This is a genomic window from Paenibacillus intestini (assembly GCF_030803945.1).
Lineage (GTDB): Bacteria > Bacillota > Bacilli > Paenibacillales > Paenibacillaceae > Paenibacillus > Paenibacillus polysaccharolyticus.
Genome location: NZ_JAURUN010000003.1, coordinates 460,296 through 481,078 on the forward strand (window position 1 = coordinate 460,296; position 20,783 = coordinate 481,078).

The 20,783-nt window shown below is 46.1% G+C and carries 18 protein-coding genes and 1 other RNA gene; 16 read left to right on the top strand and 3 right to left on the bottom strand.

Annotated elements, in window-relative coordinates; translation table 11 throughout:
* Positions 1-32: 32 nt before the first annotated feature.
* From dnaG to rnpB, 5 genes are all read left to right on the top strand, one after another.
* Positions 33-1,853 (top strand): DNA primase, encoded by a 1,821-nt coding sequence (dnaG, locus tag J2T16_RS11275; protein ID WP_090915624.1) that lies wholly within the window; start codon positions 33-35, stop codon positions 1,851-1,853.
* 45 nt (positions 1,854-1,898) lie between these two features.
* Positions 1,899-3,038 (top strand): RNA polymerase sigma factor RpoD, encoded by a 1,140-nt coding sequence (gene rpoD, locus J2T16_RS11280; protein ID WP_154888049.1) that lies wholly within the window; start codon positions 1,899-1,901, stop codon positions 3,036-3,038.
* A gap of 184 nt (positions 3,039-3,222) precedes the next feature.
* On the top strand, positions 3,223-3,981 hold the full coding sequence (locus J2T16_RS11285) for a tRNA (adenine(22)-N(1))-methyltransferase (RefSeq protein WP_221788932.1): 759 nt from the start codon (positions 3,223-3,225) through the stop codon (positions 3,979-3,981).
* Positions 3,957-5,072 carry a Nif3-like dinuclear metal center hexameric protein gene (locus J2T16_RS11290; protein ID WP_221788933.1) on the top strand — a complete coding sequence of 372 codons (1,116 nt, stop codon included), beginning with the start codon at positions 3,957-3,959 and terminating at the stop codon, positions 5,070-5,072. Before J2T16_RS11285 ends, J2T16_RS11290 begins: the two co-directional genes overlap by 25 nt.
* Before the next feature lie 84 nt (positions 5,073-5,156).
* An RNA gene (rnpB, locus tag J2T16_RS11295) (RNase P RNA component class A) lies at positions 5,157-5,566 on the top strand.
* A gap of 205 nt (positions 5,567-5,771) precedes the next feature.
* On the opposite strand, the gene J2T16_RS11300 is transcribed toward rnpB, so the two are convergent.
* Positions 5,772-7,001: an aminotransferase-like domain-containing protein gene (locus J2T16_RS11300; RefSeq protein ID WP_499018351.1), complete on the bottom strand. Its 1,230-nt coding sequence runs from the start codon at positions 6,999-7,001 to the stop codon at positions 5,772-5,774.
* A gap of 111 nt (positions 7,002-7,112) precedes the next feature.
* Between J2T16_RS11300 and pdxR the strand changes: the two genes are divergently transcribed.
* Both pdxR and J2T16_RS11310 read left to right on the top strand, forming a co-directional pair.
* Complete coding sequence (pdxR, locus tag J2T16_RS11305) at positions 7,113-8,633, top strand: MocR-like pyridoxine biosynthesis transcription factor PdxR (RefSeq protein ID WP_341181123.1); 1,521 nt, start codon at positions 7,113-7,115, stop codon at positions 8,631-8,633.
* A gap of 85 nt (positions 8,634-8,718) precedes the next feature.
* Positions 8,719-8,970, top strand: coding sequence for a hypothetical protein (locus J2T16_RS11310; protein ID WP_123062555.1), 252 nt, complete (start codon positions 8,719-8,721; stop codon positions 8,968-8,970).
* A 174-nt stretch (positions 8,971-9,144) separates the two neighbouring features.
* Here the strand turns inward: J2T16_RS11310 and J2T16_RS11315 are convergent, their stop codons facing one another.
* Positions 9,145-11,019 (bottom strand): S8 family peptidase, encoded by a 1,875-nt coding sequence (locus tag J2T16_RS11315; RefSeq protein ID WP_341181122.1) that lies wholly within the window; start codon positions 11,017-11,019, stop codon positions 9,145-9,147.
* A gap of 301 nt (positions 11,020-11,320) precedes the next feature.
* On the opposite strand from J2T16_RS11315, the gene J2T16_RS11320 reads away from it, so the two are divergent.
* The 6 genes from J2T16_RS11320 to thiI all read left to right on the top strand — a co-directional run bounded on the left by J2T16_RS11320 (position 11,321) and on the right by thiI (position 16,219).
* A complete protein-coding gene (locus J2T16_RS11320) occupies positions 11,321-11,827 on the top strand; it encodes a YpuI family protein (protein ID WP_090914707.1) in 507 nt (168 codons plus the stop codon).
* A gap of 183 nt (positions 11,828-12,010) precedes the next feature.
* On the top strand, positions 12,011-12,229 hold the full coding sequence (locus tag J2T16_RS11325) for a DUF1540 domain-containing protein (protein WP_090914705.1): 219 nt from the start codon (positions 12,011-12,013) through the stop codon (positions 12,227-12,229).
* A 35-nt stretch (positions 12,230-12,264) separates the two neighbouring features.
* A complete protein-coding gene (locus J2T16_RS11330) occupies positions 12,265-12,684 on the top strand; it encodes a hypothetical protein (protein WP_445667206.1) in 420 nt (139 codons plus the stop codon).
* Positions 12,685-12,911: 227 nt separating this feature from the next.
* Positions 12,912-13,658 carry a lytic transglycosylase domain-containing protein gene (locus J2T16_RS11335; protein WP_499018352.1) on the top strand — a complete coding sequence of 249 codons (747 nt, stop codon included), beginning with the start codon at positions 12,912-12,914 and terminating at the stop codon, positions 13,656-13,658.
* Between the two features lie 162 nt (positions 13,659-13,820).
* The gene (locus tag J2T16_RS11340) at positions 13,821-14,969 is read left to right on the top strand and encodes a cysteine desulfurase family protein (protein ID WP_341181121.1); all 1,149 of its coding nucleotides are present in this window, start codon (positions 13,821-13,823) and stop codon (positions 14,967-14,969) included.
* Between the two features lie 8 nt (positions 14,970-14,977).
* Entirely contained in the window at positions 14,978-16,219 is a 1,242-nt protein-coding gene (thiI, locus tag J2T16_RS11345) for a tRNA uracil 4-sulfurtransferase ThiI (protein WP_221789135.1), read from the top strand.
* 163 nt (positions 16,220-16,382) lie between these two features.
* On the opposite strand, the gene J2T16_RS11350 is transcribed toward thiI, so the two are convergent.
* Positions 16,383-17,084, bottom strand: coding sequence for a TerC family protein (locus J2T16_RS11350; protein WP_336120567.1), 702 nt, complete (start codon positions 17,082-17,084; stop codon positions 16,383-16,385).
* A gap of 87 nt (positions 17,085-17,171) precedes the next feature.
* On the opposite strand from J2T16_RS11350, the gene J2T16_RS11355 reads away from it, so the two are divergent.
* The 3 genes from J2T16_RS11355 (at position 17,172) to typA (ending at position 20,742) form a co-directional block, all read left to right on the top strand.
* Positions 17,172-17,831 carry a TerC family protein gene (locus J2T16_RS11355; RefSeq protein WP_154957774.1) on the top strand — a complete coding sequence of 220 codons (660 nt, stop codon included), beginning with the start codon at positions 17,172-17,174 and terminating at the stop codon, positions 17,829-17,831.
* Positions 17,832-18,207: 376 nt separating this feature from the next.
* On the top strand, positions 18,208-18,708 hold the full coding sequence (locus J2T16_RS11360) for a hypothetical protein (RefSeq protein WP_154888630.1): 501 nt from the start codon (positions 18,208-18,210) through the stop codon (positions 18,706-18,708).
* A 186-nt stretch (positions 18,709-18,894) separates the two neighbouring features.
* Positions 18,895-20,742, top strand: coding sequence for a translational GTPase TypA (gene typA / locus J2T16_RS11365; RefSeq protein WP_499018353.1), 1,848 nt, complete (start codon positions 18,895-18,897; stop codon positions 20,740-20,742).
* The last annotated feature ends 41 nt before the right edge of the window (positions 20,743-20,783 follow it).

Genomic DNA, 20,783 nt, shown 5'->3' on the forward strand with positions numbered 1-20,783 from the left:
TTTACGTGTTAGAAGAGATGAAGGTGGCCGAGATGAGTACCGGACAAGGCGGAATACCCGAAAGTATTATTGAATCGGTATTGCAACAGCATGATATCGTCGATACGGTAAGCCGATTTGTGCATCTGACCAAGCAGGGGAAATATATGAAAGGCCTCTGCCCTTTTCATTCCGAGAAGACGCCTTCGTTCACCGTTACACCTGAGAAACAGATTTTCTATTGCTACGGTTGCGGCACGGGCGGAAATGCCATCAAATTTAGGATGGAAATCGAAGGGTTATCCTTTCCCGAGGCTGTCAAAACGATGGCAGAAGAAAGTCATATCTCCATGGGTGACTGGCAGGGTCGTGAATCTGCTCATGTAAATCCGGAGACGGCGCGTCTGCTGGAAGCTTATGAGCTTACCTCGAAGCTGTATCATTTTCTGTTGAAAAATACAGAGCATGGCAAAGTGGCAATGGAATATTTACGCTCGCGAGGTATTGGTGACAAATTGATTGATCAGTTCCAGATTGGTTATGCGCCAAATCGTTGGGACACGCTCGTACAATTTCTGGAGAAGCGCACTTATCCACTCGATGAGATGGAACGAGGCGGACTTCTGTCAGAACGAAGTGAAGGTCACGGATATGTGGACAAGTTCAGAGATCGAATCATGTTTCCGATCCATGGTAGAAGTGGCAAGCCGATTGCATTTGCAGGGCGGATCTTGGGGGATGGACAGCCGAAATATTTGAACTCGCCAGAAACCAGGTTGTTCAACAAAGGCCGTGTTCTCTACAATCTGCACCAAGCTAAAAATGCAATACGGAAACAGAGACAGGTCATTTTGTTTGAAGGCTACGGTGATGTGATCTCCGCGTGGGATCAGGACGTTCAGAATGGTGTCGCAGCCATGGGAACGGCGCTTACGGAGAATCAGGCTTTAATGATCAAGGGCATGTGTGATGAGGTTATCCTCTGTTATGACGGCGACCGAGCCGGACAGGCTGCCGCAATGAAAAACTTCCCCATTTTGGAGGAGGCTGGATTGCAGGTTAAGGTGGCACTCATTCCTGAGGGACTTGATCCAGATGATTTTATTCGCAAGCACGGCGGTGAACGATTCCGTAACCAGATTGTTGATGGCGCCGTAACAACAACAAAATTTAAGCTTATAAACCTCAAGAAAAACCATATACTGCTAGAAGGCGGCGGACAAATCGCTTATTCCAAAGAAGCAGTGAAATTGATTGCTCCCTTGTCCTCACCAACAGAGCGTGAAGTGTATCTTCGTGAACTTGCTGCTGAAGTCGATGTTTCTTTCGAAACATTGAAGCAAGAATGTAACGAGGAACGGGAAGCGATGAAAAATAACGAGGATTATGGGGATAATAACCCGAAAAGGTGGAATAATGGTAGGCAACAAAATAGGCAGGTGCCTACACCCAATCTGTTGCCGGCATACCATGCTGCTGAGCGCAAACTGATTGCCTGGATGTTACAGGATGATGAAGCGGCTCAGTATGTAAATGAACATCTTGGCGAAGCTTTTAACTTGGATGATCATGCAGCAATTGCTGCTTATCTATATGCCTATTATGCACAGGGCAAACCGCCGGATACAAGTCGTTTTATGTCTTCGTTGCATGATGATCGTCTGGAAAAGACGGTCAGCTCAATCTCGATGATGGATGGCCCGGGTGAATGGAGCGTCCAAGTGCTCGATGATTGCATCAGGGAAGTGTTGAAGTATCCGCGCAAAAAACAGTACGATTTAAAAAAGGAAGAAATGATTGCTGCAGAGCGGGCAGGTGATTCTGTACGCGCGGCACAAATTGCACTTGAGATGATTGCCCTAGAGAGACAGTGAACGTCTGGATGACTTGGATGTTTCTAGGGAGGAGGGAGTCGAGTTATGGCGAATGATCAGCATACTGAACTAGAAACAGAATTGACACTGGATCAGGTTAAAGATCAATTGATTGAATCAGGTAAGAAAAGAGCTTCACTCAACTATAAGGAAATTATTGAGAAACTTTCTCCGTTTGAGCAGGATGCAGAACAAATGGATGAGTTTTACGAACAACTCAGTGATCTCGGTATTGATGTTGTTAACGAAAATGATGAAGAGGTAACCCTTCGTCCTAGCGAGGATTCCGAAAACAATGGTCGAGAGGGAGACGATGAGTTCCACTTTGATGATGATCTAAGCTTGCCTCCTGGTATCAAAATTAATGACCCTGTGCGGATGTACCTCAAGGAGATTGGACGTGTACCGTTGTTGTCAGCTGATGACGAGGTGCAACTCGCAAAACGGATCGAAAACGGGGATGAAGAAGCGAAGCGCCGTCTGGCTGAAGCGAACCTTCGTCTCGTTGTAAGTATTGCGAAACGTTATGTAGGACGCGGAATGCTGTTCCTGGATCTGATTCAGGAAGGTAACATGGGTCTGATTAAAGCGGTAGAGAAGTTTGACCATAAAAAGGGTTACAAGTTCAGTACGTATGCGACATGGTGGATTCGTCAGGCGATTACACGTGCAATTGCTGACCAAGCACGTACGATCCGTATCCCTGTGCACATGGTAGAAACCATTAATAAGCTGATTCGGGTATCCCGTCAACTATTGCAGGAACTTGGACGCGAACCGACTCCTGAAGAAATCGCTGCGGAGATGGATCTAAGCGTAGAAAAAGTGCGTGAGATTACAAAGATTGCTCAAGAACCGGTTTCCTTGGAAACACCAATTGGTGAAGAAGACGATTCCCATCTGGGTGATTTCATCGAGGACCAGGAAGCATTGGCTCCAGCAGATGCTGCTGCCTATGAGCTTTTGAAAGAGCAGCTTGAAGATGTTCTGGACACATTGACGGAGCGTGAAGAAAATGTTCTTCGTCTGCGTTTTGGTCTGGACGATGGACGTACGAGAACACTTGAAGAAGTTGGTAAAGTTTTTGGTGTTACTCGTGAGCGTATTCGTCAGATTGAAGCCAAGGCTCTTCGTAAATTGCGTCACCCGAGTCGAAGCAAACGACTTAAGGATTTCCTCGAATAATTAAACTGTGGGAGACTTTCTGCGAGACGCTTTGGCGGCGGCGGGGTCTCCTTTCGTTTTAATTTGAACGGTTAGATTTCTTTCTTTTGGAAATTCATCCTTGAAATGTTTGATTGGATTTTATTTTATCGCTTTTCTTTACGCAATGCAAATCAATAAATTAAATGAATGGTGTAGGTGCCCCATGAAACTTTCGAATCGATTACAACAAATACATGACCAAATTCCTGAAGGTAGTCGGCTGGCGGATATTGGATCAGACCATGCTTTACTACCCGTCGCTGCAATCCGAAGTGGAAAAGCGGTGAGTGCAATCGCTGGGGAAGTCAATCCGGGTCCTTATGATGCGGCTTCTAAACAGGTCAGTGATGCCGGACTTCAATCGCAAATCACGGTACGTCGTGGAGATGGTCTCGATGTCATTACTGCTGGAGAGGTTGATGTAATTACCATTGCTGGCATGGGCGGCGCACTGATCGCCTCCATTTTAGACCGGGGAATCTCCAAACTGGAAGGTGTACAGCTTCTGATTCTGCAACCCAATGTAGGCGAGGATATTTTGCGACGCTGGCTACTTCAGCATCATTGGGTTGTCGTGGCTGAGCAACTTCTTGAAGAGGATGGCAAGATTTATGAAATTATTACCGCAATGCCGCAAGCAAGCAGCCCAATCACGAATGAAGAGGTATATCGTGCTCGCCCGTTACAGGGTGACGTGGAGTTAACTGAAGATTTGCTACTGCGTATGGGGCCGTACTTGGTGGACCGTGCAACAGACGTATTTTTTGCCAAATGGGAAAGTGAGATACTTAAATTACAGAGTGTGGTACAGTCCATCTCCAAGTCCGATCAGGATTCTTCCAGAGACAAAGCAGCAGAGGTGGAACAGCTTATCATGAGTTTGAAGGAGGTATTGGCATGTTTGCCAAAGGTCAAACCGTAATTCAATGGATGGAGCAACTTGCTCCTAAACATCTGGCAGTACCCGACGACCGTATTGGCTTGCAGCTGGGAAGTCTGCAAAAGGACATTACCCATGTGCTTGTAGCGTTGGATGTCACGAATGAGGTTGTGGATGAAGCAATTCGGATCGGAGCCAATCTGATTATTGCCCATCATGCTATTATTTTCCGTCCCGTAAAATCACTCAGCACCGATACGCCTATGGGCAAATTGTATGAAAAGCTGATCAAGCATGACATCGCGGTTTACATCAGTCATACGAATCTCGACGTGGCTGAAGGTGGTATCAATGACTGGATGGCTGAGGCGCTTGGCATTGAGAGCAAGGAAGCGCTCGAGGATGTGCACACAGATCAGTTGTACAAGCTGGCGGTATTTGTGCCTAGGACGCATCATGAGCAGGTACTGCAGGCGATTTTGGAAGCTGGAGCAGGTAGTATCGGTCAATATAATAAATGCAGTTTTAGCACCGAAGGAACAGGCACATTTGTACCTGGTGAAGGGACTCAGCCTTTTATCGGATCACAGGGACAGTTGGAACGTGTGGAAGAAATGCGGATTGAAACGGTTGTACCTCAAAGTTTGCGGGGCAAGGTCATTCAGGCGATGTTAAAGGCGCATCCCTATGAAGAAGTGGCATATGACCTTTATGCAATGGATTTAAAAGGGCGTACACTTGGCCTAGGACGTCTTGGTCCTCTTCGGGAATCTAAAACACTTGGCGAGCTGGTAGAGGTCGTGAAAGCCCAATTAAATGTGCCTCATGTGCGCGTTGTCGGTGATTTGAACAAAAGAATCAAGAAAGCGGCTGTGCTAGGCGGCTCGGGTAGTCGTTATGTGCTCACTGCACGTTTCAAGGGTGCGGATGTCATTGTAACCGGAGATATTGATTACCACACGGCACATGACGCGTTGATGGCAGGGATGTGCATTATTGATCCGGGTCATAACACGGAGAAGATCATGAAACCTAAAACAGCAGATTGGCTTCGTGGCCGACTAGCCGATCAGCGATACGAGACACAGGTCACTGCATCCGAGGTGGATACTGAAGTATTTCGTTTCTTGTAAAAGAGAGAGCATGTAGCCTGATTTCCATTAATATTTAGCTTGTGTGGGACAGCAAATGCCTGTATACTATGTAATGTTGTTCGGAAAGCTTGACAGACAATCGCTGGTGGCCTTTGTTGCCACGAGAGGAAAGTCCGGGCTCCACAGGGCAGGATGCTGGATAACGTCCAGTCAGCGCGAGTTGAAGGATAGTGCCACAGAAATGGACCGCCGATGGCCGGGTTTCCCGGCACAGGCAAGGATGGAACCGAGGTGTAAGAGACCCCGAGGAACGCTGGTGACTTCGTTCCTGGTAAACCCCATCTGGAGCAAGACCTAATGGGACACGGTCGCCTCTTTGGAGGAGACAGCCTTAGCCCGAGGTGTGTCTAGGTTGGTCGCTTGAGCTGTGTAGCAATGCATGGCCTAGATAGATGATTGTCGCTTCTGGTGGGAGGGTAGTTCCCGTTTGAACCACGAAGAGCACAGAACCCGGCTTACGGTAAGCTTTCCTAACTGCAACAACAACTTTTAAAATGAAATGTTCCTGTTCACGACGGGACAGGTTATATAAAATAAGGCAGCAGATTCGGATTAACGAATTTGCCGCCTTATTTTTTTGTCTTTAAGGAAAACCGCCTATCCCATATATGGAATAAGCGGTCAACTGTTATGGTGATCAATTACAGATGATTACAGTTTTCATGCTTTACCGATCAGTTACATGGTAACGACATGGTCTGATTGATTGGAAGCATGCCAGCGCTGAATCGCGCGATCCATTCGCTCCACGGCCTCAGGAAGAAGTTCAGGGTCAGTATGAGTAAAGTTGATACGCATCCGGTTAAGCTCTGGCGTGCCGGCATAGAAGGAATCTCCAGGCACGATGCACACTTTTTCCTGAATGCCATAAGTAAATAGATTGCTGGCGAGCATACCTTCAGGTAATTGTAGCCATAGGAACATTCCGCCTTGTGGGGAGTTCCATGTAATGCCATCCCAGGATTTAGAAGCCATGAGTGTGGTTAGTTTTTTCATGCGCTCTTCATAGTCCTGAGAGATGTGGCGAATGTGGCCATCCAAATCAAAGGTCTCAAGCAAGGCATGGAGTGCCCGCTGATCAATGCTACTCGAATGCAAATCTGCGCCTTGTTTGGCCCGAGCAGCGATTTTGACAATGTCGGGAGCAGCCAGAATCCAGCCTGTACGAAGACCTGGGGCTACTGTTTTGGAAAAGGTGCTGGTGTAAATCACGTTAGATGGTCCTTCATAGGAAGCGGCATCGAGTGCAGCGAGAGCGGGTACGTCCAGCTGTTCCGGGTTAAAGCGGATTTCGCCGTAAGGGTCATCTTCCAGAATAAGTACACCATATTTACGGCACAAATCTACGGCTTGTTGTCTTCTTTCCCGTGACCAGACTTTTCCTGTCGGATTGGAGAACGTTGGGTTAATGTAGACGAGTTTAGGACGATGCAACTGAAGCTGTTCCTCGAGTGATTCAGGCAACATGCCGTGATCATCACAAGCGACTCCATAAGATACTCCTTGATAGGATTGAATGACTTGCAAGGCAGCTAGATAAGTGGGTGATTCCACGAGCACGCGATCACCGGGATCTAAAAGAATTCGGCAGATGAGATCAATTGATTGCTGTGATCCAGTAGTCAAAAGCATATGATCAGGTGAGGCCGCAAGTTCTTTCGATTCCAGACGCTCGGCGATTTTGACACGAAGAGGACGGTAACCTTCCGTTTCAGCATATTGAAGAGCGGCTGATCCGCTCATAAATACTTTTTCATACGCCAGGCGTATAGCTTCCAGTGGAAATGAAGTCTGTGCTGGCAATCCACCAGCAAGTGATATCATTCCAGGTGCCTGAGCAGCCTGCAACATGTCGCGAACGACAGAGGACGGGGTGTTTTGTGCCATTTTAGACCAAGGTGTACTCATATTATTCTCATCTCCTGTTATTCACTGTTATACTGATATTATAAACTATATTAGACGTAGCGCACTATAACAGTAAAACAACGATCATAACAGTTAGGGGGATGAGTAGACATGCATATTGAGCTTAAAAGGGGAAGCAGTACCAAATTATATATGCAGATTGCTCTGACCATTGCAGATCGTATCCGCTCAGGTTTGATTGAACCGGGAACGAGGTTGCCATCTGTTCGTAAGATGACCGCTGATTTAGGCGTTAGTTTGGTAACTGTAACTAAAGCATATGCGGAACTGGAGGCTATACAACTCGTTCGTTGCTCTCAGGGAAAAGGCTGTTATGTAAGGGGAACAGAGCCTTCGGATCAAATGTCCAGAGAAGCAGTTGCCCATAGCAAAATGAGCACCAGCGACTCCGGTGTTTCGTTGAACTGGCAGATGACACTGGTAGATTATTTACCCAGAGCACAACTGTGGAGACATTTTGACGCATCCCCTCAAGTCCGATATGAACTGCATATGTCAGCGATTCAGCCTGAGTTATTACCTACGCGTGATATTATCAATAGCGCCTATCACTTGTCCTCAGATCATGCAGAGCGCATGGCGGCCTATGGATCATTTCAGGGGGATTGGGAACTAAGACAGACTTTTGCAACACATTTTGCTTCTCGCGGACTGCAAGTTACGCCCGAAAGAATGTTAATTACAAGCGGAGCACAGCAGGGGATTGATCTGGTAGCTCGTACATTTATCGGTCCTGGAGATGTCGTATATATGGAGGCACCAACGTATACAGGGGCTATAGATGTGTTCACGAGTCGAGGAGCCAAAATCATTACCGTTCCTATGGACAATGAAGGTATGCGTATCGATCTGCTTACCCGCTTGTGTGATACATACCCGCCCAAGTTAATCTATACGATCCCTACATATCACAATCCGACAGGTGTGACGATGAGTACTCAAAGACGGGCCCAATTGCTAAATATCGCACAAAGTTATCACTGCCTCATTCTGGAAGATGATCCGTTTGCAGATTTATACTTTCGTGAGCCTCCACCGGCTTCGATTAAGTCCATGGATAGAGCGGGGCATGTGGTTTACATTAAAAGTTTCAGCAAAGTACTCTCCCCCGGTTGCCGTATAGCTTGTGCTATAGCCGATGGAAGTGTGCTTACCCGGCTTGTGGCCGCGAAGTCTACGGCCGATCTTGGGAGTCCGTTATTAACTCAGAAAGCAATTCAGGCTTATATTCAGGAACAGTATGACACTTACGTTTATCAGCTCCGAGAAGAACTCTACTCGCGCTTGTGTGTTGCCTCAGAGGTGCTCGAGCAGTATGCAACGGACGAGATGCAGTGGCGTCTTCCTGAGGGAGGGCTTAATTTGTGGCTCGAATTGCAGGGGAATATGGACATGCATGAACTGCATCGGCAGTCTCTCGCTGCTGGCGTGTCTTTTTTGCCTGGTTCAGCCTGTTATGTTGCGGAAAGTGACACAACGAGTTTACGGATATGTTTCACTGTGACGAGTAGTGAAGCGCTGAAGCAAGGGCTTCGAATTCTGTGTACTGTCATTGAGAGGGTCTCATCACAACAAGTTGGGGCAACGGCGGACAGGCTACCGCTCATTTAATTTTTTAGAATATGGACATCCATCCATACCACATCGGGTTCATTGCAATAGGTTATAGTATCACTTGAAAGGGAGTTGGTTTGAAATGAACCATTGTTGTCCGCAAGTTTCACCGATTGTATGTGACCCGATTCAGGTTGTTCAGGATTATTACATTCCACAGATCGTACCTGTAATCCACCCGATTGAAGTTGTGAAGCAACATCACTGTGTTCCAATACCTCATCATATGTACCCCGTTGTTATCAGAGAAGAAGGTCCAATGTATGTATCCAGTCATAAGAAAAAATCCGTGAAAAAATCAAGCAAAGCCCGCTCGACTTCTCGCAAACGCTAATCGCAGTTAACGCCCCGGGAAAAAGAACAAACCAAAGAGCAGCATACGCCCCGGGGCGCAGCTGCTTTTGTTTTTGGTATAATTCGACCAGGAAAACGTACACAGTCCACTCTGATGTCCGAATAACCTGGAGATTAACGCTTATCCCATAAGTTAAGGTTATTAAATAAGATATTATTGGATATATTTTTTCATCGTGTTATCCATCTGCTGTCTGACATGCTGAGGCCAGAACTGTAACGGAGCACTGCTTCCCGATGCGGCTTGCAACGCTTTGTATACATCGATCTGACCATAACCGTAGTACTTATCATGGCCGGGTTCCCCTAGATCAATTACACTTTGCCGCATCAGATCCATAACCTCCGTATTGGTCAGATCCGGGTTCAACGAGCGAATTAATCCTGCAAGTGCTGCGACGTGCGGACTAGCCATGGATGTGCCTGACAGAGCAGCGTACTGATTGTCCGGGTACGTACTGGCAATACTTGATCCGGGAGCCATGACATCCACATAGTCTCCATAGTTGGAGTAAGAGGCTTTATTCATATCCGGGTCTGTAGCAGAGACTGCAAAAACTTCGGGATAAGCAGCAGGATATCCTGGGCGCTCGGTATTATCGTTGCCGGTTGCAGCGATAAGTACGATATCCCGGTCAAAAGCGTATTTAATAGCATCATGGAGAAATTGAGCGTCCGCATAGTTACCAAGACTCATATTAATGACTTTGGCGCCATGATCGGCTGCCCAAATGATGCCCTCAGCAACCGCATACGTTGTACCTGATCCCGAGTTGTCCAGTACTTTTACAGGAAGCACCTTATTGTACCAGCTCATACCAGCTACACCTTCGTTATTGTTTACAATCGCTCCGATGATACCGGCAACATGGGTACCATGACCGACATCATCGAGCGGTTTGTTGCCCGGATTCACGACATTGTACCCCTCGAGCAATTTTCCTTTGAGATCCGGGTGATTCACATCAACACCTGTATCTACCACGGCTACGATAACATCTTTGTTGCCCTTCGTAATATTCCACCCGCGATTTGTCTCAATGGCAGGCAGATTCCACTGATAATCCGAGAACAGTACATCGTTAGGGATAGGTACATCCGGTTGTTCAGTGGCCGTTTCATTGGTTAAGTACATATAGTGGGGTTCCATATACAGCGGATTCCATTTACTTCCGAAATATTCTCGCAATTGTTTATAATTCATCGTTTCAGACCGAAAAACATACGTATAACCGAGCTTGCGAGCAGACTGCGTTTTCACGTCAGAACGAATGATGCGCATATCTCGTTCACCCGGATCTTGCCGGAAACGAATGACGATTTCATTTTCGTAAAAATGGCTTGCATTGGCGTTGTCATGCCCTGTTTTTACCGTGATTTCGTTTAATGTGTCGGGATGAACCGATTCGATTTTGAATTTCCCTTCACGTGGATAAGGAATCATCCGCAAATTTTTACGCTGATGCTCTTCCACGGCATTTAATACACTTTGACTAAACAGAGCGATGATGGCTCGTTTGCCATCCTTGGAGGGTTGTCCCATGACAAAGTATTTTTCTTTTCCAAGTGGAAACGAAGAGGACTCGAAGCTTTGACGCTTGTGTACCGCTTTTTTTGCCAAATTCATTGCATGAGATAATTTTTGTTGCTCCAGTTTACTGCCTTCTTTGAACGCACGATCAAATCGTTTACTCGATGAGTCATCCATATTCATTAATTGAATAGACCGCATGTGCCCGTGTGAATCTTGAAGATCTTTCATATAACGGGTCACCTGTGCATCTGTCATCGTGTTCGTTTTATCCAGTATGATCCCGAGGTGCTGTTTGGCATCTACACGGGTCAGCAGATCGGTGGCTTTGATATCCTGAACTTTCAAACGCTGTTTACTTGCATGTTCCTTCTGAGGATTCTCCTGCATAGCGCTTGGCTTGGGTACGGTACGATTGGATGTTGGAAGCAGTAAGGTCAGCGCTAAGGCGCCCGCACCTGCTGCGAGAGCCCAGTTGATCCACCTTGGTCTGGACATAAGACAGAACCTCCTCGTTCATTTTGGACAATGACTTATACGGCGTGCTTGAACGCATCGTCGTTGTCACGGATGTAGTTATCGTTAGGAGAAGCACATATTTTTATACAAAAGAGTTTCGAGTCATTGCATGTTCCGAAGCATATATCATGACAGGAATGGAAAGCACGATTAAGGGATACCGCTCGTCAACTTTTTATGGTAGGATTATATCTGAGTATTCAAAAGGTCAGGAAACAAACATGGTTTGGCCTACCTAGATGTAAAAATGTAAGGACTTATTTAAGGGGGAGCTACCTTTATGTCAGCAGCCAATGTACAAAAAACATGTGAGTCAACCAGAGAAAAGTTAAAACCGGCGATCGATCGGATCGAAAAGTTTTTGAATGAAAATGCTTTGCCTGAACTGGATCAGAACCAGACGGAGGAGTCAACCGCCTTCTACAAAGGTTTCCTTTCAGATCTCCGTCATTTGCTCGTTTTTTCTGAAGTTTCTTACGAAAAACTTGGCGTTGTGCTGCGTCGTGCCAACTTTGATGTCGAATTTGCCGAAAAGGCTCTTTATAATACGTATCACCAAAGTGTAAACAGCTTTTTCTATCCGAAAAATGAGTGCTACTCTGAGGACGGAAGATATGCTTACACAGGTCAGGATGCCATCCGTTTCCGTGATAAGCCGATTCGGGCTGTACGCGACGTCATTTTGGAAATTTCCAAGACTTATGAAGAACTTCGTGACGACTTGGCCTATTACGAGAGTGATTATCTGACCCAGCGTCGTATGCAAAGCCAACGTAACCACGCCTAATATTTCGTAACAGACAGACCGCCCTTGTGGCGGTTTTTTTTGTTTGGATGTAAGGATGGAACGTTCGTTTCGAACTGAATGGCTTTAGATAAATACGTATCCTGATACATGTTATCATCTGGCATTTCGGCGAAGAATATCGGATTTGGCGCGTGGGAACATTAGATGTCGAGGTGATAAAAAATGAGCCATGACAAACCAATTGTCAAATGCAGCGTTTCCAACTGTCATTTCTGGGGAGAAAACAACTTTTGCCAGGCCGATGCCATCATGATTGACATTGACCAGCACGCTACCCGTCGTCTGCATGAGGAATTTGCCGGAGAGACTTTTGACTCCGATCATCATGATCATGCGCGTACCTCTTCAGCAACATGCTGTCACACATTCAGACCCAAGTAAGCAGTCATCCAATCCATTAACGGAGGTGCTTTCACGTGAAGAATGATGATTTCAATGACGAACATTTGGATCGTTACAACACAGAATCGCAGAGCCAACAACAGCGCCAGCGTGTGGATTATCCAAGAAAAGCATATCGTGAGGAATACGGTGCGGAGATTACGCCGAGAGCAACCGTGCGAACCAGGGAGAGCAACCGTGTCGATTCAGATGCAGTACCGCAGAAACATGAGGCTGATCGTGTAATGGAATCCACAGGCCGTGTTGCAGGGTATATGGGTCTTGCTTTTGGTATCGCGTCGTTGTTCATGTGGTCCATTGTATTGGGTCCCGCTGCGGCTGTACTTGGTTATTATGCTTATGTGAATGGACGCAAGACAGCAGGAGCCTGGTCCATCGGACTAGGTATCGTCGCTACACTGAGTTACTTTTTTATGATTCCTTTTGCACGTTAAAAAAAGCGGACATTCGTTCATGGGATGGAAGAGTTATCCTCGGATCTCAGGACAATAGAAAAGCCTTCTGTATTCACTTCCTTATGGTGAATCAGAAGGTTTTTTTCACATTTGCGCATATTTTTAACGTCTAATCAGCTATTTTTTATGAAAATGATGGAACCTGTCTGTAAAACCATGTAGAATAAAGTCATCTAGCTTGAATGAAACGGGAGTGGAATTAACTCATGCAAATTGATCCACGCAATTCGCGGCAATTATTGGAGTTGCAATTGTCCAATATCAATAATCAAACGAACGGATCAGCTGTGCCAACTGGTTCGACGACTGACTTTTCAAATATGATGGATGGATTGTTAAATGCGGATAATCGTAGTCTGAGCGATACGGAAAATCAAACTTCGACCTCTAAGCGATCCAATGACGGTTTGTTGTGGTTGCAACTTGGCAGTTCCTATAGTCCGGATACGAATATTACGGGTTCCTCCCAAGCAGGTAATCTGGATTCACTGCTTGCTTTGAGTAATACAGGACAAGCTGATTCCGGCAAATCCGTGCCTACGGATTTCGAATCACTGATCTCACAGGCCAGTGCGAAGTACGGGGTCCCTGAATCTTTAATCAAAGCGGTCATCGATACAGAATCGGGTTTTAATCCGAATGTTGTCTCTTCGGCAGGTGCGAAGGGGCTGATGCAATTAATGGATGGTACGGCAGCCGGACTTGGTGTGAGTGACTCCTTCGACCCGGGTCAAAATATCGATGCAGGCACCAAATATTTATCCCTTCAGCTTCAGCGTTTTGGCGGGCAGGAGAAAATGGCTTTGGCAGCCTATAATGCTGGCCCAGGTCGGTTGTCCAGACTGGGCGTTACCAATGATAATGAACTGATGAGCATGCTCCATTTGTTGCCTGTGGAGACGCAAAATTATATTACCAAAGTTGAACGGGCTCGTTCCAAATATTCGATCTAAAATGGACATCTTCTGAGCATGTCCCAAACAAAGAGATCCAGCTTAAAAGGCAGGCCTTCATTGCCTACTTTCAGTTGGTCTTTTTTTTGTGTTGTACGGAGATCGTGGTACAATGCTCAATATAGGTTAATGAACGAACGAATAAGGAAGGTGCACCTTGTTTTGAAATATTTTGATTATGCTGCAACGACTCCTCCATATCCCGATGTGGTTCGCACGATGGCGGAAATTATGGAAACACAGTTCGGAAATGCGTCGTCGATTCATGGATACGGTGAACGTGCAGATCAATTACTACGCCGAGCGCGGATAGGCTGTGCAGCCACAATCGGTGTAAAAGCAGATGAAATCGTATTTACATCCGGAGCAACGGAGAGTAATAACCTCGCGATTAAGGGGGCTGCACTTCGGTATCGTTCACGGGGAAAACATATTATAACTACGGCAACGGAGCATGCGTCTGTGTATGAGAGTGTGTTGCAGTTACAGCAATGGGGATGGGATGTAACCTTTATCCCTGTAGATTCAAGAGGTGTCGTTACTGCTGAGCAGGTACTAAAAGCTGTTCGTTCCGACACCGTGCTTGTTAGTCTGATGCATGTGAACAATGAGACGGGTGCGATTCATCCGGTAGAAGAGATTGGTAATCTGCTCAAAAAAAACGCGCCACGGGTCCTTTTTCATGTAGATGGCGTACAAGGTTTCGGAAAAGTGCACGTTGCACCAGCCAAATGGAAAGCGGATCTGTACAGTTTGTCCGCTCATAAAATCCGTGGGCCGAAAGGTGCCGGGCTCCTCTATGTGAGAAGTGGCGTAGAGCTTATACCACTGCTATCCGGCGGCTCACAGGAGCATGGGCTAAGAGCAGGCACAGAGAATACGGCTCTGATTGTGGGTATGGCCAAGGCAATGCGAATCGCAACAGAAAGGCAGATTGATTTTTCGAGTCAAATTCGCATACTTCGAGACCGGGTGATGAAGACGATTGCTGCTATCCCGGAGCTCGAGCTCAACAGTACGCATGACGGAGCGCCACATATTGTACATTTTTCCTATCCTGCTATGAAAGCAGAAGTAGCCTTGCATACCCTGGAGCAACTTGGCTGTACGGTGTCTACCCAGTCGGCATGCTCCTCGCGTTCGGCTGAGCCAAGCCGGGTGCTGCTTGCCATGGGAAGAGATGTTGCCTGTGCCGCTGGGGGATTGCGAATTAGTTTCGGTGACGAACATACAGAAGAGGATGCAGCCATGCTGGAAAAGGCACTGCATCAGATGGTGGCACAATTACGGCCACTCGAAAGGCGGATGTAAATTAAATGTTGAATTATGATATGCTACTTCTCCGTTTTGGAGAGTTTATGTTAAAAGGAAAAAATCGTGCGCGATTTGAGAAAACGATCATCACTCAAGTCAAGGCACTGCTTAAGCCTTATCCAGGGGCAAGTCTGCGTAAAGAATACGGCCGAGTCTACGTGGATCTTGGTGGTGAATCCCACACACAGCTTATTCCCGTGCTCAAACGTGTATTTGGTGTAGCGTCCATCAGTCCTGTGAAAGTAACCCCTTCCGAGATTGACGAAATTGTTCAAACTGCGGTTGCGTTTATGGATGAACGAGCTGAAGAATTCGGTGAAGTCACGACCTTCAAGGTAAATGCGCGCCGAGTGTGGAAGGCCTTCCCGCATTCTTCTCATGAAACAAATCATTTGGTCGGTTCACCGATTCTGCGCAAATTTCAGCAGTTGAAGGTCGATGTGCGTGACCCTGATATCGAGTTGCGTGTAGAAATCCGCGAACAAGGCACATATATTTTCAGTGAAGTCATTCCTGCCGCAGGCGGATTCCCGCTTGGAACAAATGGCAAGGCAATGGTTCTTTTATCCGGGGGGATAGATAGTCCCGTAGCTGCATGGTCATCTATGCGCCGGGGACTCGAAGTCGAGTGTGTGCATTTTTATAGTTATCCTTTTACCAGTCAGCGGGCCAAAGAAAAAGTGATTGATCTTGCCCGTGCGCTTGCAGATCACGCGGGTTCGATCAAATTACACCTGGTTCCATTTACAGAGATTCAGACCGCATTCACTCAGTTGGGTCAAGATAATCTGATTATTACCTTAATGCGGCGTTCCATGCTACGAATTGCCACCAAGCTGGCAGAACGCGAACGTGCATTGGCGCTGATTACTGGTGATAGTCTGGGTCAGGTAGCAAGCCAAACCCTTCCGAGCATGAATGTCATCGGCCGCGCTACGGACCTGCCTCTGCTGAGACCGCTGGTCATGATGGACAAGCAGGAGATTATTTCACTTTCCAAACAGATTGGAACGTATGATATCTCGATTCTGCCTTATGAAGATTGCTGTACATTGTTTGTTCCAAAATCACCATCCACCAACCCGAATCTGCGGATTGTGGATAAAATCGAAGCAACGATGAGCCATCTTCCGGAATGGCTGGATCAAGCGGTAGAACAGACAGAAACGATAACTTTGTATGCCGGGGAAGCTTCAGTATTGACGGGGCAGTCAGAGAACAGTGAAATGAAGGATGACTGGTTTTAAATGTGGCGGTTATTTGGGGCATGCCAAATTAGAGGTAGACATAACAAATGAAATGTAAATAGAACACAAAAAGAACAGGACTAACCAAGGTGAGAAGGGGTAGTCCTGTTCTTTTTGTGAGACGTTATTTCTTAAATGTATTGCCTCTATTTCCTTGGCCCGTCTATGAATAAGAACGTTGCCGTTCAGCTCGAGCTTTCTTACTTGTGCTTCGTTTACGGTAACCCGCAAAAACAACGCCTCCTATCACTGCAACGATAAACAAGACGCGGAGTGCCGGATGCTCCGTGAAAAAAGGCATAATCCGTTTTTCTTCAGTAATCATATTGGCAGCAGTATAACCTAGTACCATAGCGCCAACATAGATAATCCATGGAAAGTGGTTAATCAGTTTGATAAATAAGGTGCTACCCCAAACGATAATCGGCACACTAATCAGCAATCCGAGGATAACAAGTACTAGATGTTGTTGTGCAGCCCCCGCGACGGCAATCACGTTGTCTAGTCCCATGGCTGCATCAGCAATGATGATTGTACGAACAGCGGCCCATAGGGAAGTATCGGCTTGAATGTCATTGTGTTCCTCTCCCTGATCAGCCAGCAGTTTATAGGCAATCCAGACCAGAAGCAAACCTCCTACAAGTAAGAGCCAAGGCACTTTGAGCAACCATAATACAACGACTGTAGCTGCAATTCGGATGAGAAGTGCACCGCCTGTGCCGAACAGGATGGCCTTTTTTTGCACGGAAGGATGGAGATTTCTGGCTGTAAGACCAATGACGATGGCATTATCGCCAGCCAGGATCAGATCAATAAAGACAACATTCAGCAGGGACAGCCAGAATGTTGGACTAAACAGCTCCATGTGATATGTCACTCCTTATATATTCTTCAAACACTAAGAATAGCATGTACATCTTTCACATACAAGTTAGAGTGGGGGGATGAGGAGATGGATACGCTATGGTTGTTAACACAAATTTTAATGATTAATCTGGTATTGAGTGGAGATAACGCAGTTGTCATTGCAATGGCGAGCAAAGATTTACCTCCAGCTCAACGTAAAAAAGCAGTATGGTGGGGAGCACTTGGTGCAGTACTTCTACGTTGCATACTTACTTTCGCAGCTGTACTGTTGCTGGGGATTCCTTTTATTCAGGCGGCAGGCGGGTTGTTATTGTTCTGGATTGCGCTGAAGCTGCTGCTTCAAAATGATGATGAGGTACATATCCGTAACGCATCCACAACCTGGAAAGCGATTCAGACAATATTGGTAGCTGATTTCGTGATGAGTCTGGATAATGTATTAGCGATAGCTGCATTGGCGGATGGAGACCTGGCTCTAATTGTTATCGGGATTGCTATTAGTATTCCTATTGTAGTATGGGGTAGTGGTGTCATTGTGGGACTGCTCAAACGCTTTCCGATTCTGGTGTATGCGGGATCAGGAATACTTGCGTTTACCGCAGGAGAAATGTTGATGAGAGACCCGAAGCTAGGGGAGTGGCTGGGCGGAATGGCAGCACAGGCTCATGCAATGTTACCAGCAGCGTTAGCTTGTCTGGTTATAGCGGCGGGAGGGGCACATAGATTCGTTCGCCGAAATGCTTAGATGTCAACATGAGTTGAAATTTGCTTTTTGTTTGAGAGGTATCCCATAAGGGATACCTTTTCTGTTTTTAAATATGCCTGAGGGGTTCCGCCAAGAAAAATCTATGTTTTTTCGCATGGGGAAGATACTTCGTATCGTAAGTTTATCTGATATTATATATGGTGTCTCTAAAGGGAATACAGATTAAGGTTGGAGGCATAATGTTTATTTCGCTTGAGTTAGGACGACTCATTTTCGACATCAGTATAGTTTTTTGTGGAAACATCAGATACACTGTTAACATCAGGTTATAGCTTGTTTTTACAATTCAAAATGTGTTTAGTACTGGGAGAGTCAGCATAGTTCGGAATTACATAATTAACGAAAACAAGAGGTGATTATAATGAAGAATGAAAGAGCGATCGGATTATTTATTGTAGTTGCTGGTCTTGTCATTTTGCTCGGTAAATTAGGAGTTTTTGGGTTTATTGGTCGAAATTTCTGGCCTCTGTTGCTATTGCTGCCAGGTATTGCTCTTTATGCATTGTTTTATGCCCGAATTGCGCCGTCCTGGTCGTTAATGCCTGCGGGAGTTCTCACGGTGTATGGTGTACTGTTCAGCATAACGAACATATGGGGAGCCGGGCTAATGAGAAATTTGTGGCCAATCCTATTGCTTGGAATAGCTGTCGGCTTGCTTGGATATGGTGCAGTTGAGCGGCGAAGACCCGAATTTGTCTATCCTGCTGCCCTAATTATCGGAGCGGTATCCATCGTATTGTTGGCGTTTACGCTGTTACAGACAGGGATCATTTATGTACTTGCTGTTCTGCTTATTTTGGGTGGAGTCTGGTTGCTTGCTGGGCGAGGGCGTATAGGCCGAGGCAGGGGATGGTAAACATCTCCGGTCTTAACCAATGGAGTTTCGAGCGAAATATCTTGATTTTTACCTATGATAAACTATAATATAAGGGATATAGACATGCGTCGGGTTATCACCGACGCTTATTTTGTGAGTAACCTGCGATTTTGCGGGAAGTTTAGTAGATAAGAATTGAAATTGGAAAGGATATGGATACAAACCATGCATTCAAGAGAACACATTCGCAATATTGCGATTATTGCCCACGTCGACCACGGGAAAACAACACTCGTCGACAAGTTGCTCCAGCAATCCGGTACATTCCGTGACCACGAGACTGTACAGGAGCGCGCAATGGACTCCAACGATTTGGAGCGTGAACGCGGTATTACGATTTTGGCCAAAAACACGGCTATAACGTATAAAGATTACCTGATTAACATTGTAGATACACCTGGACACGCCGACTTCGGTGGTGAAGTAGAACGTATCATGAAAATGGTTGACGGCGTATTGCTCGTTGTTGACGCTTATGAGGGCTGCATGCCACAAACGAAGTTCGTACTTCGTAAAGCACTGGAGCACAACTTGACTCCAATCGTAATTGTAAACAAAATTGACCGTCCAGCGGCTCGTCCGGCTGAGGTTATTGATGAAGTACTTGACCTGTTCATCGAACTGGGTGCCAACGATCAACAACTTGAATTCCCTGTTGTATATGCTTCCGCATTGAACGGAACATCCAGCATGGAAGACGATCCTGCCAAACAAGATGACAACATGATGGCGATCTACGATACCATCGTAAGTCATATCCCTCATCCAACAGAGAACGTTGAAGAGCCACTGCAATTCCTCGTTACGCTGATGGACTACAATGAATACCTTGGACGTATCGCTATCGGTCGTGTAAACCGCGGTGTGATCCGTCAAGGCCAATCCGTTACTGTTATTATGCGTGATGGCAAAAGCAAAACAGCTCGTATCGAGAAACTGTTCGGTTTCCAAGGTCTGAAACGTGTTGAGACAGAGGAAGCTGGCGCAGGTGACATCGTGGCGATCGCAGGTATTAAGGATATCAACATCGGTGAAACGATTGCTGATCCGAACAACCCTGAAGCTTTGCCGGTTCTGAAAATTGATGAGCCAACACTGCAAATGACATTCCTCGTAAACAACAGTCCATTCGCAGGCCGCGAAGGTAAATGGGTTACTTCCCGTAAACTGCGCGAGCGTTTGTTAAAAGAATTGGAAACTGACGTATCTCTTCGTGTTGAAGAAACAGAGAGCCCGGATGCATTTATCGTTTCCGGACGTGGTGAACTTCACCTCGGTATCCTGATTGAAAATATGCGTCGTGAAGGGTATGAGCTTCAAGTATCCAAACCAGAAGTTATCATCAAAGAAGTTGACGGTAAGAAAATGGAGCCTGTTGAGCGCTTGTTGATTGACATCCCTGAAGAAAGCATGGGTTCCGTCATGGAGAGCCTGGGCGCACGTAAAGCAGAGATGGTTAACATGATCAACAATGGTAGCGGTCAAGTCCGTCTGGAGTTCCTGATTCCTGCACGTGGTCTGATTGGTTATAGCACGAACTTCCTCACATTGACTCGTGGTTATGGCGTAATGAACCATGCATTTGACAGCTACGCTCCAGTCGTATCCGGTCAAGTGGGTGGACGTCACCAAGGTGTACTGATCTCAACAGAAACGGGTATATCTACGTTCTACGGAATGATGGGTGTTGAGGATCGTGGTACGCTCTTCCTTGAGCCTGGAACAGAAATTTACGAAGGTATGATTGTTGGTGAGCATACACGTGACAATGATATCGTTGTTAACATCTGTAAAGAAAAACAACTGACTAACGTTCGTTCTTCCGGTAAAGATGATACGGTTAAAATTAAAACGCCAATTATCTTCTCGTTGGAACAAGCGCTTGAATATTTGAACGATGATGAGTACTGTGAAATCACGCCGAAATCCATTCGTCTTCGTAAGAAGCTTTTGAACAAATCCGAGCGTGAGCGTTCAGAAAAACAACGCAAAATGGCTCAAAATAACGCGTAATACCCACTACTCTAAGAGATACAAAAGTCAATGTTTGAAGG

Coding starts and splice junctions, on each gene's coding strand:
- J2T16_RS11285 (WP_221788932.1), top strand. CDS start 3,223: ATGAAACTTTCGAATCGATTACAACAAATACATGACCAAATTCCTGAA.
- J2T16_RS11290 (WP_221788933.1), top strand. CDS start 3,957: ATGTTTGCCAAAGGTCAAACCGTAATTCAATGGATGGAGCAACTTGCT.
- J2T16_RS11315 (WP_341181122.1), bottom strand. CDS start 11,019: ATGTCCAGACCAAGGTGGATCAACTGGGCTCTCGCAGCAGGTGCGGGC.
- J2T16_RS11355 (WP_154957774.1), top strand. CDS start 17,172: ATGGATACGCTATGGTTGTTAACACAAATTTTAATGATTAATCTGGTA.
- dnaG (WP_090915624.1), top strand. CDS start 33: ATGAGTACCGGACAAGGCGGAATACCCGAAAGTATTATTGAATCGGTA.
- typA (WP_499018353.1), top strand. CDS start 18,895: ATGCATTCAAGAGAACACATTCGCAATATTGCGATTATTGCCCACGTC.
- J2T16_RS11310 (WP_123062555.1), top strand. CDS start 8,719: ATGAACCATTGTTGTCCGCAAGTTTCACCGATTGTATGTGACCCGATT.
- J2T16_RS11320 (WP_090914707.1), top strand. CDS start 11,321: ATGTCAGCAGCCAATGTACAAAAAACATGTGAGTCAACCAGAGAAAAG.
- J2T16_RS11325 (WP_090914705.1), top strand. CDS start 12,011: ATGAGCCATGACAAACCAATTGTCAAATGCAGCGTTTCCAACTGTCAT.
- J2T16_RS11350 (WP_336120567.1), bottom strand. CDS start 17,084: ATGGAGCTGTTTAGTCCAACATTCTGGCTGTCCCTGCTGAATGTTGTC.
- pdxR (WP_341181123.1), top strand. CDS start 7,113: ATGCATATTGAGCTTAAAAGGGGAAGCAGTACCAAATTATATATGCAG.
- J2T16_RS11335 (WP_499018352.1), top strand. CDS start 12,912: ATGCAAATTGATCCACGCAATTCGCGGCAATTATTGGAGTTGCAATTG.
- J2T16_RS11300 (WP_499018351.1), bottom strand. CDS start 7,001: ATGAGTACACCTTGGTCTAAAATGGCACAAAACACCCCGTCCTCTGTC.
- rpoD (WP_154888049.1), top strand. CDS start 1,899: ATGGCGAATGATCAGCATACTGAACTAGAAACAGAATTGACACTGGAT.